Raw genomic sequence first — 17,503 nt, 5'->3', positions numbered from 1 at the left:
GCTTGGGTTCGGCTGCGAGCAGTCGCAGTTCATTCTTTCTTCGTATGGAGTCCGCATGAAGGCAGCTCTCGCCGCGATGTGGCTCGTAGTCCTGGCCTCGAGCCAGGCAGCGTCCGCGTCATCGTTCACGCTCTTCGAGAGCGGACAGGTCCGGCCGCTCGCGCTCTCTCCGGGGGGCAAGTTCCTCTACGCCGTCAACACGCCAGACAACCGCCTGGAGATCTTCCAGGTGGTAGCGGGCACCCTCACCCACATCTCCTCGGTGCCCGTGGGACTCGAGCCGGTCGCGGTCGCGGCGCGGAGCGACGAGGAGGTCTGGGTCGTCAATCACCTGTCCGACAGCGTGAGCATCGTGCGGCACAACACGCTCGGGCGCGGTGGCACCGTGGTGCGCACCCTGCTCGTCGGTGACGAGCCGCGCGACATTGTCTTTGGCGGGACGGGCAAGAGCCGCGCCTTCATCACGGCAGCCCACCGCGGGCAGAACGTCCCCTTTGATCCGCAGTTCACCACGCCGGGCGTGGGCCGGGCGGACGTCTGGGTTTTCGATGCCACCAACCTGGGCACCTCGCTGGGCGGCAACCCGCTGACGATCGTCAACCTCTTCAGCGATACCCCTCGCGCGCTCGCGGTGACGCCGGACGGCTCGCGCGTCTACGCCGCGGCGTTCCACTCCGGAAACCGCTCCACCGTGGTTCATGAGATCCTCGTGCCCAACGGCGGCGAGGCCGTGGGCGGCGTCCCGGGACCGAATGTCAACTTCGAGGGGAAGCCGGCACCCGAGACCTCCGTCATCGTTCACTTCAACGGCCAGGACTGGGTGGACTCGCTGGGCCGGCCATGGACGGACAAGGTGAAGTTCTCCCTGCCGGACAAGGACGTGTTCGCGATTGACGCCAACGCCACCCCGCCGGTGCAGCTCTCCGGCTCGGCCGGCTACTACTCGGGCGTGGGCACCATCCTGTTCAACATGGCCGTCAACCCGGTGAGCGGGAAGGTGTACGTCAGCAACACCGAGGCCCGGAATGATCTGCGCTTCGAGGGCCCGGGCACCTTCGCGGGCGAGACGCTCCGCGGTCACCTGCATGAGAGCCGGATCTCCGTGCTGAGCTCCACGGGTGTCGCCCCTCGGCACCTCAACAAGCACATCAACTACGCGGCCTGCTGCGCGCCCATCCCCAACGCGGAGAATGAGAAGAGCCTCGCGCAGCCGCTCGGTATGGTGGTGAGCGCCAACGGCTCCACCCTGTACGTGGCCGCGTTTGGCTCCTCGAAGATCGGCGTCTATTCCACCGCCGCGCTCGAGGCGAACACCTTCGTGCCGAGCATCGCGAACCAGATTCCCCTGAGCGGTGGCGGTCCCACCGGCATGGTGCTGGATGAGAACTGCGGGCGCATGTATGTGCTGACGCGCTTCGACAACGGCATCTCCGTCGTCAACACCACCACGCGTCAGGAGATCGCCCACCTGACGCTGCACAACCCCGAGCCGGCGAACGTGGTGGCGGGACGCCGGTTCCTCTACGACGCGAAGCACAGCTCGAGCCACGGCGACTCGTCCTGCGCGAGCTGCCACATCTTCGGCGACTTCGACAGCCTGGTGTGGAACCTCGGCAACCCGGATGGCGTGTACAAGGTCAACCCGAACCCCATCGCCCAGGTGCCGCCCGAGTTCGGCAACGATCCCACGTTCGGCCAGGATCCCAACTTCCACCCGGTGAAGGGGCCGCTGTCCACCCAGAGCCTGCGCGGCATGGCGAACCACGGGCCCATGCACTGGCGTGGGGATCGCACCGGCGGTTACACCGAGTCGAGCGCCCAGCCGGACGACGGAGCCTTTGACGAGGCCGCGGCGTTCGAGCAGTTCAACCCGGCGTTCATGGATCTGCTCGGGAGGAGCGCGCAGCTCACGCCCGCGGAGATGCAGCAGTTCACCGACTTCATGCTCCAGGTGACGTACCCGCCCAACCCGGTCCGCAACCTGGACAACTCGCTCACGCCGACGCAGCAGGCCGGGCGGGACTTCTACTTCGACACCGTGAGCTTCTTCCACGGCTCGTGCAACTCCTGCCACACGCTGGATCCCAACGCCAACCCGAGCGCAGGCGCGGCCAAGGGCTTCTTCGGAACGGACGGCCGCCCGGCCTTCGTCGCGACGGCGATCTTCCCCAAGACGCCGCAGCTGCGGAACATGTACCAGAAGATCGGCATGTTCGGCGTGGGCTACGACTTCGGCTTCAAGCTGGCCGACCCCTTCCTCGGAGATCAGGTCCGCGGCTTCGGCTTCAACAGCGACGGCTCCCTCGACACGCTGTTCCGCTTCAACAGCGGCTTCGACTTCCACCCCATCTTCAACTCGGTGGGCATTCCGGACACGCCCGCGGGCCGCCAGGCCAAGTCGGACATGGAGCAGTTCCTGCTGGCCTTTGACAGCAACCTGGCGCCGATCGTCGGCCAGCAGGTGACGCTCACGCCGAGCAACGCCCTCGTGGTGGCCCCCCGCCTCAGTCTGCTGGTGGCGCGCGCGAACGCCGGCGAGTGCGATCTGGTGGCCAAGGGCCGGATCGCGCTGGCCGAGGTGGGCTTCGTCTACCAGGGGGGGAGCTTCAAGGCCGACCGCCTGTCCAAGCCGCTGCTGACCGACGCGGCCCTCCGCACGAACCTCATGACGGGCGGCGGTGCGCTGACGTTTACCTGCACGCCTCCGGGCTCGGGCCAACGCATCGGAATCGATCGCGACCTGGACGGGTTCCTCGATGGTGACGAGCGGGCGGCAGGCAGCAATCCGGCGGATCCTCTCAGTACTCCCTGAGCAGTCCGGTGAGGCCCGGGCTGTTCCCGCGAGGAGCGGCCCGGGCGTACCGGTAGAGCATCACCCCAGCAGTTGACCGAGCACCTCAACATGGTCGTCAGACAGCACGCGTCCTCCCTCCCTGCCCGGTCCTCCCTGGCGCGCTCGACGCTCATCAAGATGGGCGTGCGCATCGCGGTGATCATCGCGCTGACCACCCTCTTCAGCTACCTCCACATCTTCCACTCGCTGCGCGACGAGGCCCTCGTGCAGCTCGAGCGCAACGTCACGGAGCGCAGCCAGCGGGAGCAGACCCTCTTCGTGCTGGCGGAAGACAACCACGCCGCCATGAAGGTGGCCATGGCGGAGCGGCTCCGGACCCTGAGCCAGGAGGACGTGGACGCCCGTTTCAACAGCCTGTTCGCCCTGCGTCCCGACGGGACACTCCGCAACCGCCGCGAGCTCTTCGATGGCACGCGAATGCCGGGCGTCTTCGTTCCCAAGGACGTGACGCTCGATGCCGACTTCCGCCGCCGGCTCGTGGCCGCCTACGATGTGGTGTCCCAGTATGCGCCCGCCTTCCATGTCCGCTTCACCAACACCGGCATCATGCTGCCGGAGGGCGTGGTGGTGGGGTATTGGCCAGAAGGGCCCAATTACTTCCAGGACCTCGAGGCCACCTTTTCGATCAAGGACTTCGAGTACTTCACCCTCGCCCAGCCCGAGCACAACCCGAAGCGGGAATCCGTCTGGACCAGCATCTTCGAGGATCCGCCCACCCAGACGTGGATGGTCACCGTCACGACCCCGCTGGATGTGGACGGCCGCTATGTCGGGACCATGTCCCATGACCTGCTCCTCAACGATTTGATGGGCCGCACCATCAACAACCACATCCCCGGGGCCTACAACATCCTGCTCCGCGACGATGGTCAGCTCATCGCCCACCCCGAGATGAAGATGAAGAGCGGAGAGGGCGTCTACGACATCCAGAAGAACACCGGGAAGCCGGAGGATGTCTCCGCGCATGCGGGCACCGCGGAGGCTCGAGCCCACCTGCACGCCATCTTCCAAAAGTTGAAGGATCTTCCCCCCGGCGAGGTCTTGTTGGAGGTCCCGGAGTACGGAGAGCTGCTTGCCGTGGCCCGGCTGCAGGGCCCGGAGTGGATCGCCGTCACGGTGCTGCCCGAGCAGGTGGTGTCCTCGGCCGCCTTCCGCGCAGCGCGCTATGTGCTGGGGTTCGGCGTGGTGTCATTACTGCTGGAGCTGGTCATCATGTACTGGGTGCTGAGGCAGCAAATCTCCCGCCCGCTGCTGGACTTCACCCAGGCCACCGCCCGACTGGAAGCGGGGGACTTCAATGTCGAGCTGGACACCTCGCGCGACGACGAGCTGGGGCATCTGGCGAGCTCCTTCCAACGAATGGCCGATGAGATCCACCGGCGCGAGGAGGCACTGCGGCAGGCCAATGAAGGACTGGAGCAACGGGTGGAGCAACGAACCCGGGAGCTTCAGGAAGTCCACCGGAAACTGGTGGAGACCGCGCGGCAGGTGGGCAGAGCGGAGATCGCCACCAACGTCCTGCACAACGTGGGCAACGTGCTCAACAGCGTCCTCACCTCGACGCTGCTGGCCCGGGAGCGGCTGACCGCGCTGAAGCTCGAGAGTGTGGAGAAGGTGGCGGAGCTGCTCGAGCAGCACCGGAACGACCTCCCGACCTTCCTCTCCCAGGACGAGCGCGGAAAGAACGTGCTGCCCTTCATCACCCGGCTGGGCAAATACATGCAGGTGGAACGCCAGGAGATTCAGACCCTGCTCGGCGACGTCAGCCGGCACACCGAGCACATTGGCGCCATCGTCAAGCTGCAGCAGCGCTACGCCCGGACGCCCCAGCAGCTCTATGAGTCGGTCAATCTGGGGGAGCTGGTGGAGGACGCCCTGCGCATCAATCAGGCTGCGCTCGGCCGTCACTCCGTCAAGGTGGAGCGCAAGCTGGCCGAGATGCCCGCCGTGGTGACGGAGAAGCACAAGGTGTTGATGATCCTGGTCAACCTGATCAGCAATGCCAAGTACGCCATGGACGTGGTGCCCGAGGGGCAGCGGCACCTGACGGTGAGCCTGGCCAATTCCTCCCCTGGCCATGTCCACATCGAGGTGCGGGACAACGGCATGGGCATCGCGCCGGAGATGCTCACACGCATCTTCCAGAATGGCTTCACCACCCGCGAGGACGGGCACGGCTTCGGCCTGCACTCCAGTGCCCTGGCGGCCCAGGAGCTGGGGGGCTCCCTCAAGGCGTACAGCCCCGGGCCGGGCAAGGGGGCCACGTTCACGCTGGAGCTGCCCACCACCCCCGATCAGCGCGGTGAGCGGGCGAGCGCGTAGCTAGACACCCCGGCTCACGGGACGCCGAGCAGCAGCCAGGTTCGCATGGGTCCCTTCCCCTTGATGGGGACGATTCCCTGATCCTGTAAGCGGTAGCGGCCCCGCAGCCGCTCGTAGACCGTCTCGGAGAGGTGGATGCCATCCACCACGCCGTGAGATTCCATCCGGCTCGCGGTGTTGACCGTGTCGCCCCACAGGTCATACGCGAACTTCTTGCCGCTGATGACTCCCGCCGTCACCGGGCCCGAGTGGAGGCCAATGCGCAGGTGCAGGGGAATCTGCAACTGATCGCCCAGCTTCAAGAGCTCGGCGCGCATGGCCAGCGCCAGGCGTGCCATGGCCTCGGCATGATCGTCCCGGGGGAGCGACAGCCCGCCCACCGCCATGTACGCGTCGCCGATCGTCTTCACCTTCTCCACCCCGAACTCGTCCGTGAGCTGGTCGAAGATGGAGAAGACCATGTTCAGCACCTGCAGCACGTCCGGCGGCGAGTGCTGCGCAGCGAAGCGGGTGAAGTCCACCAGGTCCGCGAACAGCACCGTCACGTCCGGGAAGTTCTCCACGATGATCCGCTGGCCATGCTTGAGCCGATCCGCCACGGGTTTGGGCAGGATGTTGAGCAGGAGCTGATCCGCCCGCTCGCGCTCGCTCTGGATGGTGTGCAGGTGCGCCAGCTCCTGCTCGTGCAGGCGACGCAGCTCGGTGAGGTCATGGTAGATGGCGATGAAGCCCACCTGCTCCCCCTCCACCATCACCGGCAGCGCGAGGAGCTCGACGTCGATGGGCGTCCCATCCTTGCGCAGGCGCCGGGTGAGGAGCTGGATACGACCGCGCTCGAGCGCCTCGCGCGAGGTGCTCTCGGCCTCATCCCGGATCGGCCCCTCACTCGCCACCAGCCGCAGAATGTTCCGGCCCATGGCCTCCCGGGCCGTGTAGCCGAACAGCCGCTCGGCCGCTGGATTCCAGGACACCACGTTGAAGCGCAGGTTGATGGTGACCATGGCCACCGGGCTGTTGAGCACCAGTGACTCGTAATACTCCTTCTGCTGGCGCAGCATGGCCTCGACTTCCGCGTGCGCCGTCAGATCCCTCAGCAGCAGCACCCGGCCTTCCGGGAGGGGCACGCAGCGCACGCGCAGAACGTGGGCCTGGCGCGGGGACTTCACCGTCCCGTGCCACACCCACTCTCCGTCCCGAGGCGGATCCTCCGGAGACAGCGGCTCAGGTGGAGTCCACTGCGGCAACAGCTCCGAGATAGGCCTGCCCCGGAGCGCGTCGCCAGACTCCCCGAGCAGCCGCTGAGCGGCGCCGTTGGCCTCCACGAGCCGGTACTCGAGATCCAATACCAGCACGCCGTCGGATGTGTGCTCGAAGAGGGCGGTATGCGCGCGGCGCACCAGGTCGGACATGGATGGTTCCGGGGACAGTGTAGGCCACCCTGCTGACGTAGGCACCACGTCTAGGAGCCGCCCTCTAATGTCCGCCCCTACTTCAACTCCCGCTGAAGCTTCGCCAGGAGGTTGAGCGCCTCCATGGGGGTCGTCTCGTCCACCTTCACGCCCCGCAGCGCCTCCAGCACCTTCTGGTGCGACGGCTCCAGCTTGGGCCCGGGCTCGGCGGCTCCGCCGAACAGCCCCAGCTGCCCCGGGGACGGCGCCCGCGAGGAGGTCCGCCGCGCCAGCCTCGGCCGCCCACTGTCGTCGAACTCCCCGGACTCGAGGTTCTGGAGGATGTCCCTTGCCCGCGTCACCACCTCCGGGGGCAGGCCCGCGAGCCTCGCCACCTCGATACCGTAGGAGCGGTTGGCCCCACCCGGCACCAACTTGCGCAGGAAGAGCACCTTGCCGCCCTGCTCCCGCACCGCGATGCACATGTTCTTCACCCGGGTTTTCTCCCGGGAGAGGTCCACCAGCTCGTGGTAGTGCGTGGCGAAGAGCGTCCGCGCTCCCACCTTGTCGTGCAGGTGCTCGGCCACCGCCCAGGCGATGGACAGACCGTCATAGGTGGACGTGCCGCGGCCAATCTCGTCCAGCACCACCAGGCTGCGCCGCGTGGCGTGGTGCAGGATGTGGCTCGTCTCCGTCATCTCCACCATGAAGGTGGACTGCCCTCGCGCGAGGTTGTCCGCTGCGCCCACGCGCGTGAAGATCCGATCCGACAGGCCGATGTGCGCCGCGCCCGCCGGCACGAAGCTGCCCGCCTGCGCCATCAGCACCGTGAGCGCCACCTGCCGCATCACCGTGCTCTTGCCCGCCATGTTGGGGCCGGTGATGACGAGGATCTGCGCGTCCTCCGAGTCCATCTTCACATCGTTGGGAACGAACGCCTCCCCTGCCCCCAGCATCCGCTCCACCACTGGGTGGCGCCCAGCGGTGATGGTCAGCACCTCGGACTCGTCCACCACTGGCCGCACATAGCCGTACTCGGCCGCGCAGCGAGCGAAGGACAGCAGCGCGTCCGCCGTGGCCACCGCCTCCGCCGCCGAGCGCAGCCGCGGCGCCTCCTTCACCACCTGCGCCCTCAGTTGCTCGAAGAGCTCCAGCTCCAGCGCGCTCCGCCGCTCCTCCGCCGTGAGCACCTTCTCCTCGTACTCCTTGAGCTCCGGAGTAATGAAGCGCTCGGCCCCCACCATCGTCTGCTTGCGAATGTAGTCCGGGGGCACCAGGTGCAGGTTCGCCTTCGTCACCTCCAGGTAGTACCCGAACACCCTGTTGTAGCGGATCTTCAGCGAGTTGATGCCCGTCCGCTCCCGCTCCCGCGTCTCGATCTTCAGCAGGAAGTCCTTACCGGAGGTGGACAGCTCCACCAGCTTGTCCAGCTCGGCATGGAAGCCCGGACGGATGAATCCGCCCTCCTTGAGGCCCGTGGGCGGCTCGTCCACCACCGCCCCCAGCAGCAGCTCCGTCAGCTCCGGCAGCGAGCTGAGCGGCCCCGCCAACGACTTGAGCAGCGGGGACTCGCAGCGCGCGAGCACCGCCCCCAGCCGAGGCAGCTGAGCCAGCGACAGCCCCAGGGCCCGCAGGTCCCTCGCATTGCCCGCCCCCAGCGACAGCCGGCCGCACAGCCGCTCGATGTCTCCCACCTCCTTGAGGAGGTTGGTCATCTCCTCGCGCCACACGCTGCGCTGGGACAGCTCCTCCACCGAGTCCAACCGGGCGTTGATCTCCGGCAGCGAGCACAGGGGCGCGGCCAGCCACCGGGCCAGCTTGCGTGCACCCAGTCCCGTGGCCGTCCTGTCCAACACCCCCAGCAGCGAGCCCTTGCGTCCCCCGTCCCGCAGGGTGCGCAGCACCTCCAGGTTGGACCGGGAGGCCTCGTCCATGAGGAGGTGCACGCCGCGCTGATGGCGGCTGAGCCTGTCCACGTGGGCAGCGGCCGTCTTCTGGGTGTCCTTCAGGTAGCGCAGCGCCGCGCCGGCGGCCCCGGTGGCCAGGGGCGCGTCCTGTAGCCCGAAGGCCTCCAGCGACTGCACCGCGAAGTGACCGCGCAGGTACACCGTGGCCCGTCCGGGCTCGAAAGCCGCCTTCTCCAGCTCCGCCACCGCCGGCGGCTTGGACAAGCGCGACACGATGAAGGCCGTGTCCGGCGAGTCCTTCTCCCCCTCGGGTACCAGCAGTTCCCTCGGCTCTACCCGGGCCAGCGCCTCCACCAACTCCTGCGTGGTCTCCGCCTCCAGGCTGAAGAACTCACCCGTGGAGGCCTCCAGCAGCGCCGCCCCGAAGCCCTGAGCCCCCGGGTACACCGCGGCCAGGAAGTTGCTCGCCCGCGGCTCGAGCGCCTCCTCGTCCAGCACCATGCCGGGGGTGATGACGCGCGTGACCTCGCGCCGGACGATGCCCGGCCCGCTGCCTGCCTCCTCCACCTGCTCGCAGATGGCCACCTTCAGCCCGTGCTCCACCAGCCTCGCGATGTAGCGGCGCGCCGAGTGGTACGGCACCCCGGCCATGGGCACCTTCTCCGCGTTCTTCGCCCGCGCGGTCAGGGTGATCTGCAAGAGCTCCGAGGCGCGCACCGCGTCCTCGAAGAACATCTCGTAGAAGTCCCCTAGCCGGAAGAAGAGGATGGCGTCCGGATTGAGCGCCTTCACCTCGAGGTACTGCCGCATCATCGGGGTGAGGGCACCGATCTCCCGCGCCCCGGCCGTCTCGCCCGTGGCCTCCACCGGTGCCTCGGCCTCGTCCCCGTGTCCCTTGCCTGCCTTCGCTTGCGTCGCGCCCATCGCCGCCCCTTGTGTCATGCGTCCGGTTCCGGATCAACAGAACACATGACTTCTGCCGTCCACCCGCTCGCTCCTACTCCTGTGATGGCTAGCATGCCCCCCTGACAAGCGGTCCTTCCGGGCCGGGAAAATCGGAGGAACCTCCCCCGAAAACGGTTGGCCCGGCACCACCCCAGCGGGCAACCTGCTCCGCGCCATGGAGACCCGCCCTACCACTACTGCACAGCCCCTCCCGGTCCCCCGGCTCTTCAAAGCCGCCGTCGCGCCCCTCCAGGCGTTCTTCCACCTCGAAGCCAGCAGCGGCATCCTCCTGGCGCTCTGTGCCCTGGCCGCCATGGTCTGGGCCAACTCCCCCTGGGCCGGCAGCTACACCGCCCTGTTCGAGGCCCCCCTGGCCCTCGGCGCGGGGGGCGCCCTCTCCCACTTCACCGTCCGTGAATTCATCAACAACGGGTTGATGACGATCTTCTTCTTGCTGGTGGGGATGGAGATCAAACGGGAGCTGGCGGCCGGGGAGCTGCGCACCCTGTCCAAGGCGATGCTGCCGCTCATCGCGGCGGTGGGCGGCATGGTGGTGCCGGCGGCCCTCTACGCGGCGCTCAACGCGGGCACGCCGGCGCTCAAGGGGTGGGCCATCCCCATGGCCACGGACATCGCCTTCGCCATTGGTTGCCTCACCCTGCTCAAGGGCCGGGTGAGCCACGGGCTGGTGGTGTTCCTCACGGCGCTGGCCATCTTCGACGACATCGGCGGCATCCTGGTCATCGCCATGTTCTACGGCACGGGGCTGCACGTGGAGTGGCTGCTGGGGGCGGTGGGCGTCACCGCGGTGCTGGGGGTGTGCAACAGGTTCTACGTGCGCAACGGACTGGTGTACGCGGTGCTGCTCGGGGCGCTCTGGTACACCATGCACCACGGCGGCGTGCACGCCACCATCGCGGGCGTGGTGGTGGGAATGATGATTCCCGCCAGGCCCATGCGCCGCGGCCGGGAGGTGCTGGAGGACCTGCACGGCTTCATCGGCCAGCTCCTGCGCGAGCCCGCTGACGAGGCCCTGCGCGCCAACCAGTTGTTGCACATCGAGGAGCAGCTCGAGGACATCGAGCCGCCGCTCACCCGCTTCGTGCACCTGTGGCACGGCTGGTCGGCGTACGCCATCGTCCCCCTGTTCGCGCTGGCCAACTCGGGCATCTCCCTGAAGGGGATGAGCCTGGCGGATCTGCTCGAGCCGCTGCCGCTGGGGGTGATGCTCGGCCTCTTCGTGGGCAAGCAGGTGGGCATCTTCCTCTTCACCTGGGTGGCGGTGAAGGTAAAGGTGGCGGAGATGCCGGGTCGGGCGGGCGTCATGCAGCTGTACGGGGTGTCGGTGGTGGCCGGCATCGGCTTCACGGTGGCGCTGTTCGTGGCGGGGCTGGCCTTCGCCCAGGAGCCGCAGCTGCTGACGGAGGCGAAGCTGGGCATCCTGCTCGGCTCCCTGTTGTCCGCGGTGGTGGGCTACCTGCTGTTGCGTTTTGGACCCACGCCCCGCCCCGGGCCGGAAACGACCTCCGAGCCCGCCTCCGGGGCGGCCTGAGACGGCGCGCGGAGGGCTTCTTGGGGTTTGCGGGCGGCGCGGCCCCGTGGAAAGGTGCCGGCCACCGTGCTCCTCCAGGATTTGAACCGCATCCGGCAGATTGGGGTCATCGCAGCGCGCCACGGCTTCGGCGAGTGGCTGGAGCGTGCGGGCGTGTGGCGCCTGCTCGGGCGCCGAGAGAAGGTGGAGGTATCGCCCGAGGCCCAGCGAGCCTCCACCGCCCGCCGCTTCCGGATGCTGCTCAATGACCTGGGCCCCACCTTCGTGAAGCTGGGGCAGATCCTCTCCACGCGCGCGGACCTGCTGCCGGCCGAGTACATCGAGGAGCTGGCCACGCTGCAGGACCATGTGGAGCCCTTCCCGCTAGAGGACGTGTACACGCGGCTCCGCGAGTCCCTGGGCCGCGACTCCAGCGAGCTCTTCAAGCAGATCGATCCCCAGCCACTGGCGGCGGCCTCCATCGCCCAGGTGCACCGAGCGATGACGCTGGAGGGCGACGAGGTGGTGGTCAAGGTGCAGCGGCCGGGAATCTCCGAGCAGATCGACTCGGACCTGGTGGTGCTGCGCTCGCTGGCGAGGCTGCTGGAAGCGGTGGTGGAGGAGACGGGCATCTACTCACCTACGGGGATCATCGACGAGTTCGACCGGGCCATTCACGAGGAGCTGGACTTCGTGCACGAGGCCTCGAACATCCGGGCCTTCCTCGACAACAACCGCAACCGGCCGTACATGAAGATTCCGCGGGTGTACGACACGCTCAGCAGCCGGACGGTGCTGACGATGGAGTTCATCCGGGGGGTGAAGATCAGCCAGGCGGAGCTGTCACCGGAGGACCGGCGGGAGGTGGCGGGACACATCCTGGACGCGAGCTTCCGGCAGCTCTTCGAGGACGGGCTGTTCCACGGAGATCCGCATCCGGGCAACCTGCTGGTGCTGGAGGGCAACCGGCTGGCGCTGCTGGACTTCGGGGTGGTGGGCCGGCTGTCGCGCGCCATGCAGGAGACGCTGGTGATGCTGTCGCTGGCGGTGGCGCTGAAGGACAGCGACTCGGTGGCGCGCATCCTCTACCGGGTGGGGGTGCCAGATTCGCGGGCCAACCTGGTGGGCTTCCGCAACGACATCGAGGCGCTGCTCGGCAAACATCTGCCAGCGACGCTGGGCCAGGTGGACGCGCGCAGCCTGATGCGGGAGCTGTTGGATCTGGCGGTGAAGTACCGGATCCGGATTCCCAAGGAGTACGCGCTGCTGAGCCGGGCCTCGGTGTCCACCGAGGGCATGCTGCGCAGCCTGTACCCGGACCTGAACATCCTCGAGGTGGCGATGCCGTACGCCAAGGAGCTGTTGGCGGACCGGTATGATCCGAGCCAACTCCAGGGCGGACTGATGCGCACGCTCTTGCGCTTCCAATCGCTGGCGCAGGATCTGCCCACGCAGCTGTCGCAGATCCTGTTGGATCTGGAGTCTGGGAAGTTCAGCGTGACGGTGAGGGCGGAGCAGTTCGACAAGCTGAACGACAACCTGCGCAGCGCAGCGATCGTGATGTTCATGGGTCTGTGCGCATGCGGGCTCATTGTGGGGGCGTTCATCTCGTTCGCGCAGACGCCGTGGCAGTTCCACGGCCTACCGGTGCTGGGCCTGCTGGGCATTGCCCTGTCGGCGGCGATCTTCGGAGCCGTCTTCACCTGGTACCTGTTCGGCAGACGCTTCGGGAAGGTGAGCGTGAGCCGCTGGCTGACGACCAAGCGCCGCTAGTGAGTCTCTTCATGCTCTTGCGTCGGACATGGGCTGTCCTGCTCGCGGTGCTCCTTGGGTGTAGCAGCACTCCGCGGCAGTTCCACCTGGACATGGAAGAGAGCGAAAGCATGCTCTCTGCAAGCCGGGACCCGAAGCTCGCCAATCTCCAGCGAGCTTGGTGTTGAAATGTCGACCACCCAAGACTGCTTCAACCTCGTCGTCTATGCGCCGACGCTCGTGAGCCATGATGGGCGCCCTCTTGCGGTCGTTCACGGTATGGAGCACGCAGTTCCCGGCTTGCGGTTGGGGTGGACGACTTCTGAAAAAGAAGATCTCATTGCATTGCCTGATCGCGATGAGTGGGTCGCGTCAGACAGGACAGACGGCGGGTTTCCGTTCCTCTGTAACGATGACGACAATCACGTCGTGACACTTACCGGGTGGGAAAGCCCGGCAGGCCCCTGCGACGAGCCGCAGTTTGAAGTCCATGCGAGGCTGCCAGTGAATGCCACGGTGGTCGCGGCAGCGATGGGTGTATTGGAGGTTGTGGCGGAAGGCGCACACGCCCGCTGGGGTCATATGACGCCCTTCGGTGCAGCGGGGGACATCGCCGAGCAGACGGCGCCCACGTTGGCCGGGCCACCTTCTCCACCCCGGGGGCTGCCAGCACTCAAACTCTTCCAGCACATCCGCGCGCCGGAGATTCCCTATTACCTTGGGTGGCTCAACTACTGGTCGGCCGCCGCCGCACGAGCCATCGGCTTTCCGGACCCAGCCCGCGACGCGGACCTGCTCTCGCGCTCACGGCGTACCGCGACGGGCGGGTGGGTTGTCAGGCTCACCGATGCGCCGCTCGACCTGGACAACCCCGCGCACCTGGACGCGCTCAAACGGGCCTACGATCGCTTCCCGGAGATCGGCGGGCGCGCAACCCCTTGAGACCGGCACCTCTCGAAGAGGTGTAGTGGACACCCCACCGTAAAGGGTGACCCCGAAGGGTGACGCCCCAGGTGGTCCTTCAACGGAGCCACGCGTTCTGGTTGAAGCCGGGGCGTGCTCATCCTCCCACGCTTCTACTCGACCTCCACCACGGCCCGACTCGAAACCCGGGCGCGGCAGCTCGGATTGCGCCTGGGCATCTCCTATGGCGAGGGCGACCGCTGCGATCGCTACTTCATCGTCTCGGTAAACGGGAAGAAGCTGGAGCGCATGATCCCTCTCGGGTGGACAGGGACTGAAGCCGAGGAGGCCCTGGTGCAGTACGCGAAGGATTTCCACTCGTCGAAGTGAACCCTCTGGGTTTCCTCCCGCCCTCGCCCACCTGCCCAACCCGTCACGTCCGGGGCTGTTCTCGACCGCTCTGGTAGCCTCTTCCGCTTTTCGGAGGCTTACGGAATGCTCGACGGTAGCGGCGGATGGGGCCACGGTGACATTCCCGGGCTGAGGTTGGCTCCGGGTACGGTGGTGGCGGGCTTTACTATCGAGGGACTGCTCGCCTCCGGCAGCTTCGGCACCGTCTACCGGGCCAAGCGGGACGGGCGCCCCTTCGCCATCAAGCTGGTATCCCTGGCCCCTCGAGGCAACCGCGAGGCGGACGCGCTGCGCCGGATGCAGCACCCGAACGTCGTGGGCTTCCACGGGTTTGGCTTCTGGCCGGACGAACAACCGCGCTTCCTCGTGTTGGCCCTGGAGCTCGTCGAAGGGCTCCCGCTGGACGTGTGGATGCAGCAGGTGAATCCGACCGCGCTCGAGTTGGTGGGCAGGGTGATGCTGCCGGTGGCGCTCACCCTGGCGGACGTGCATGCCGCGGGCGTGGTGCACCGGGATCTGAAGGAGGCCAACATCCTCATGCGGGATTCGGACGGGCTGCCGGTGTTGGTGGACTTCGGCGCGGCGGGCCTCGAGGGGGCGCCACGATTGACACAGTGGCTGCCGCCAGGCACCCCGGAGTACCGCAGCCCCGAGACGCTGCGCCAAGCCCGGGAATGGGAAGGCGAGCCCTACCAGATCGGGCCGGCAGAGGACCTGTGGGCGCTGGGCGTCGTCGCCTACATCCTGCTGACGCGCACGCTTCCGTTCGGGGACCGGAACGAGCCTGGAATGGTGCGCGCCATCCTCGAGAAGACACCACCGGCGCCTCATGAGCTCAATCCGCGCGTGCCCCCGGCCTTGAGCGAGCTGTGCATGCAGATGCTGGAGAAGAACCCCGAGGACCGGTACGCGGATGCCAGGGAGCTCGCGGAGGCCCTATCGACGGAATGGGCCCAGGCAGACAAATCCTGGCGCGTACGGCTGTTCCCAGAAGCCAGGCGCGAGGAGAACCCTGCCCCTGCCCCGCCCCCCGCTCCGGCGGTACCACCCGAGAACCTGGCTCCCAAACGGCGGAAATGGCCTCGCACCGGGCTCATTCTCGCGACCGCCATTGTGGGAGGAGTGGTGACGCCTTTCATCCAACGTCGCGAGTCTCCTCCCCCGGCCCCACCGCAAAAGGCAGTTACTCGCCAGGAATTGGCTCCGCCCCAGGTGACGGGAGAAGTTGGCAACGGCGCGGGACTTCAGAAGTCACCCACCCCCGCGCCCGTCGCCAGCGCGACGTCCAGCGAGGAACCCAAGACAATGAACTCCCAGAAGCTCCGTTCCCTGGCCGCGACCACCCTCTTGGGCAGCGCCACCTGCGTGGGAGCCGGCTGCGTGAGCGCCCCACAGCACCGCCCCCCGCCTGAAGACTGCCCGCCCGAGGCACTCGCATCCCACAAGAAGCTTGGTCTCAAGCATGGAAATTATCGTGGCGTCTTCCTTCCGGCCTACAGCCCCGAGCGTCATCCCGACGCAGTCGTCTCGGAGGGAGACACCATGGTCCTGCTCTTCAGCTCATTGAAGGGGCTCCCGGCCGACGCCCAGCTGCTCGGCAGGTTCTACTTCGCGAAGAACCATGTCTATGGCCGCTTCACGCAAGCTCGACTGGCCAATGGGGAGATCGTGCCGGTTTGCATGCAGCTCACCACGAGCCGGGGGCTCGGCATCGCGATGGCGCCCGGCAGTACCCCCAAGAAGACCCTCGTCCCCAACCTCATGAGCGTCGAAGCGGTGGAGCGCTTCGAATAGGCCACACTGGAGACCCCGCCCCCCGTGCTCCCCTCCCCTCCCTCCCTACTCGTTCTGATCATTCTTCAAGGCGCCCCTATCGAGACACCGACAGCCGTATGCGGGGACTCGCAGCGCATCGAGCTGGCGTCAGCTCCCACTGCGGAGACCTGGGAGATCTGTGTCAGCCCGGGAATGATGACGGGCATCCTCTTCGATACCATCCCCGTGAGTCTGGAGTTGCAGGACGAGGTGCGCTTTGTGGAGGTGCTACGCGGCCGGCGTGGCATCAGCTTCGTGCCTCCAGAGGACATGATGCGCGGAGATCACTTCCGGCTGACGGCCCGTCTTGGAACTGGGGCAGCTCAGGAGCTCGTCACCTTCACCCTCGTGGCCCACCCTGGACAAGCCACCCGGCAAGTCAACGTGTACCACGACAGACGCCCCCGGGAGTCCTACCAGCAGGAGGTGGAGGAAGAGCGCGCGAGGAACCAGCAACTTCTCCAAGAGAATCAGCAACTGCGCGCCCGGCTCGATCAGACTCGAGGACTGAGTAGCCTCATCGCCGATGGCATCGTGGGACACAATGGCGTCCAGACCCTGGAGTTCAAACCGGACATGCCTGCGCCGCCAGATGAACCCGTGTCCTTCATAAGGGGCGTCACCTACCGCACGGATGAGACTGTCGCGGCGGAGGTGTGGCTGAAGAACTCCAGCCCGGAGCCCTGGATGACGCTCCGGGCGTCACTCCTGGATGCCAACGACAATGAGGTGCCGGGGGTACGCCTTCGGCAGGATGCTGCCATTGCGCCCAACAACCAAGGCCCTGTCATTCTCGAAGTCGATGCGAGCAGGATGCAGGCCCAAGGTCACTTCAAGCTGAAGCTCTGGGATGAGAAATCACGTGTCATCACCATCCCAGAGTTGAGGTTTCCGTAGGCCTCGTTCCCAGATACGTCCGCTGCCTCATCCAGAACGTTCGGTAACAGTCGCTCGCAGGCCCGCGTGAGGGAGGTCTATGCTCTTGCGCCATGGGCGTGACCTTCTTCTGGCTGTCTCTGACAATCCTCCCCGAGCAGGCCCCCAGCATCGCCGCACACTTCGCCGAGGCTGTCACCGCCTCACCCGTGTCCCAGAGCGCCCGCCGAGTGCTCGATCGCTGGCGCGAGGCCTCCAGCTCCTTGTCGCCGGAGCTCGTGCCCGAGCCTGCACGTCCTGACACGTGGACGGACTCCGAGGGAGCCGTGGACTTCGAGGAACTCTTCCGCCCGGAGGCGCTGAGTGCATTCGGGCAGGGATTCATCAGAACGGGCGCGGAGGCGAACGCCTGGGGCATTGAGTTCACTGCGGCGAATGCCGGCCTTGTCATGACCGACCGCATCCCCGCCGCAGCTGCCTTGCACTTCGGATTGGGGGCGGAGCAAGCAGCACGCCTGCCCGGCCATTTCGGCGCCCTCTTCGTGGCCCCGAGCGATGTTGGCCAGCTTCTACCCGCCCTGGATGCTGTGCTCGAACGACCCTCACCGGAGATGCTCGCGCGGGCCAGGTGCTGGCTGAATCGTGGGAATAATGAGCGCGTCCGCCCCGAGGATCTGTTCTCCTTCATTCCCCGCGCCCTCCGGACTGCCCAAGCGCGGCGCGAAGGATTGTTGCTGCTCACGGCCAGAGGCTGAATAGACGGCTTCCTTCTTCCCCTGCTCAGCGACAACTACACCTC

The 17,503-nt window shown here is 67.0% G+C and carries 11 protein-coding genes; 9 read left to right on the top strand and 2 right to left on the bottom strand.

Annotation, left to right across the window (positions count from 1 at the left end):
- Positions 1-55 precede the first annotated feature (55 nt).
- Together OV287_RS26420 and OV287_RS26415 are read left to right on the top strand one after the other, a co-directional pair.
- Positions 56-2,812, top strand: coding sequence for a YncE family protein (locus OV287_RS26420; RefSeq protein ID WP_267536809.1), 2,757 nt, complete (start codon positions 56-58; stop codon positions 2,810-2,812).
- A 90-nt stretch (positions 2,813-2,902) separates the two neighbouring features.
- Positions 2,903-5,176, top strand: a complete 2,274-nt coding sequence (locus OV287_RS26415; RefSeq protein WP_267536808.1) for an ATP-binding protein — start codon at positions 2,903-2,905, stop codon at positions 5,174-5,176.
- A 14-nt stretch (positions 5,177-5,190) separates the two neighbouring features.
- Here OV287_RS26415 and OV287_RS26410 read toward each other — a convergent pair whose 3' ends face one another.
- Positions 5,191-6,585, bottom strand: coding sequence for an adenylate/guanylate cyclase domain-containing protein (locus tag OV287_RS26410; protein ID WP_267536807.1), 1,395 nt, complete (start codon positions 6,583-6,585; stop codon positions 5,191-5,193).
- Between the two features lie 77 nt (positions 6,586-6,662).
- Positions 6,663-9,284, bottom strand: a complete 2,622-nt coding sequence (gene mutS / locus OV287_RS26405; RefSeq protein WP_267542421.1) for a DNA mismatch repair protein MutS — start codon at positions 9,282-9,284, stop codon at positions 6,663-6,665.
- A 307-nt stretch (positions 9,285-9,591) separates the two neighbouring features.
- On the opposite strand from mutS, the gene nhaA reads away from it, so the two are divergent.
- From nhaA to OV287_RS26370, 7 genes are all read left to right on the top strand, one after another.
- Complete coding sequence (gene nhaA, locus OV287_RS26400; protein ID WP_267536806.1) at positions 9,592-10,968, top strand: Na+/H+ antiporter NhaA; 1,377 nt, start codon at positions 9,592-9,594, stop codon at positions 10,966-10,968.
- A gap of 66 nt (positions 10,969-11,034) precedes the next feature.
- Positions 11,035-12,720, top strand: a complete 1,686-nt coding sequence (locus OV287_RS26395) for an ABC1 kinase family protein (protein WP_267536805.1) — start codon at positions 11,035-11,037, stop codon at positions 12,718-12,720.
- 168 nt (positions 12,721-12,888) lie between these two features.
- Entirely contained in the window at positions 12,889-13,641 is a 753-nt protein-coding gene (locus OV287_RS26390; protein WP_267536804.1) for a DUF5953 family protein, read from the top strand.
- Positions 13,642-13,755: 114 nt separating this feature from the next.
- On the top strand, positions 13,756-13,992 hold the full coding sequence (locus OV287_RS26385; protein WP_267536803.1) for a hypothetical protein: 237 nt from the start codon (positions 13,756-13,758) through the stop codon (positions 13,990-13,992).
- 105 nt (positions 13,993-14,097) lie between these two features.
- Positions 14,098-15,807, top strand: coding sequence for a serine/threonine protein kinase (locus OV287_RS26380; RefSeq protein WP_267536802.1), 1,710 nt, complete (start codon positions 14,098-14,100; stop codon positions 15,805-15,807).
- 24 nt (positions 15,808-15,831) lie between these two features.
- On the top strand, positions 15,832-16,725 hold the full coding sequence (locus OV287_RS26375) for a DUF2381 family protein (RefSeq protein WP_267536801.1): 894 nt from the start codon (positions 15,832-15,834) through the stop codon (positions 16,723-16,725).
- A gap of 92 nt (positions 16,726-16,817) precedes the next feature.
- Positions 16,818-17,459 (top strand): hypothetical protein, encoded by a 642-nt coding sequence (locus OV287_RS26370; protein WP_267536800.1) that lies wholly within the window; start codon positions 16,818-16,820, stop codon positions 17,457-17,459.
- Positions 17,460-17,503: the final 44 nt, after the last annotated feature.

It is taken from the genome of Archangium lansingense (genome assembly GCF_026626635.1).
Classification (GTDB): Bacteria; Myxococcota; Myxococcia; order Myxococcales; family Myxococcaceae; genus Archangium; species Archangium lansingense.
This window is presented reverse-complemented; position numbering and strand designations above follow the sequence as displayed.

What these genes read in the sequence shown, in the direction of transcription:
- OV287_RS26420 (WP_267536809.1), top strand. Translation starts at nt 56, where the DNA reads ATGAAGGCAGCTCTCGCCGCGATGTGGCTCGTAGTCCTGGCCTCGAGC.
- OV287_RS26415 (WP_267536808.1), top strand. Translation starts at nt 2,903, where the DNA reads ATGGTCGTCAGACAGCACGCGTCCTCCCTCCCTGCCCGGTCCTCCCTG.
- OV287_RS26410 (WP_267536807.1), bottom strand. Translation starts at nt 6,585, where the DNA reads ATGTCCGACCTGGTGCGCCGCGCGCATACCGCCCTCTTCGAGCACACA.
- mutS (WP_267542421.1), bottom strand. Translation starts at nt 9,284, where the DNA reads ATGATGCGGCAGTACCTCGAGGTGAAGGCGCTCAATCCGGACGCCATC.
- nhaA (WP_267536806.1), top strand. Translation starts at nt 9,592, where the DNA reads ATGGAGACCCGCCCTACCACTACTGCACAGCCCCTCCCGGTCCCCCGG.
- OV287_RS26390 (WP_267536804.1), top strand. Translation starts at nt 12,889, where the DNA reads ATGTCGACCACCCAAGACTGCTTCAACCTCGTCGTCTATGCGCCGACG.
- OV287_RS26380 (WP_267536802.1), top strand. Translation starts at nt 14,098, where the DNA reads ATGCTCGACGGTAGCGGCGGATGGGGCCACGGTGACATTCCCGGGCTG.
- OV287_RS26370 (WP_267536800.1), top strand. Translation starts at nt 16,818, where the DNA reads ATGGGCGTGACCTTCTTCTGGCTGTCTCTGACAATCCTCCCCGAGCAG.